Raw genomic sequence first — 551 nt, 5'->3', positions numbered from 1 at the left:
AAGCCTACGAACGGCGGACGGCGCAGTGGCAGGCGGAAGGCGCGTTTGCGTCGGAACACAAGAAACCTTTGCCCACCTGGGCACAATGTACCGGCATCGTCACCGGTCCGTCGGCGGCGGCGTTACGCGATGCCGGTACCACCTTGAAACGCCGCACGCCCGAAACCCCTTTTACCGTCTATACTACTGCCAGTCAGGGAGCGGGCAACGAGTTTCAGAGTACCCAAGCGATCAAAACCGCCGCGCAACACGCCGAATGCGATGTGTGGATTGTCTGTCGCGGCGTCGGCAGCATTGAAGACTTGTGGTCGTTTAACGAAGAACCGGTCGGGCGCGCCATCGAAGTTTGCGCGATTTCCGTCGTCGGCGGTGTTGGACACGAGACCGATTTTGCGCTGGCCGATTTCGTCGCCGACGTACGCGCGCCCATACCGACTTGCGCGGCGGAACTGGTCAGCCCCAACCGCCAAGAATTGTTACACCGCCTCGCCCAAGCCAGAGGTTGGCTGAGAGCCGTTTTGGGACAACGCTGTTTTGATGCTGGCCAAAAG

The 551-nt window shown here is 60.6% G+C and carries 1 protein-coding gene; it reads left to right on the top strand.

What is annotated here, in order from left to right; all coding sequences use genetic code 11:
* Positions 1-551, top strand: a 551-nt coding sequence (xseA, locus tag ACTHTY_RS11485) for an exodeoxyribonuclease VII large subunit (RefSeq protein WP_440367741.1), incomplete at both ends; no start/stop codon positions are given.

The organism is Neisseria sp. P0019.S002, from assembly GCF_051957155.1.
Lineage (GTDB): Bacteria > Pseudomonadota > Gammaproteobacteria > Burkholderiales > Neisseriaceae > Neisseria > Neisseria perflava.
This window is presented reverse-complemented; position numbering and strand designations above follow the sequence as displayed.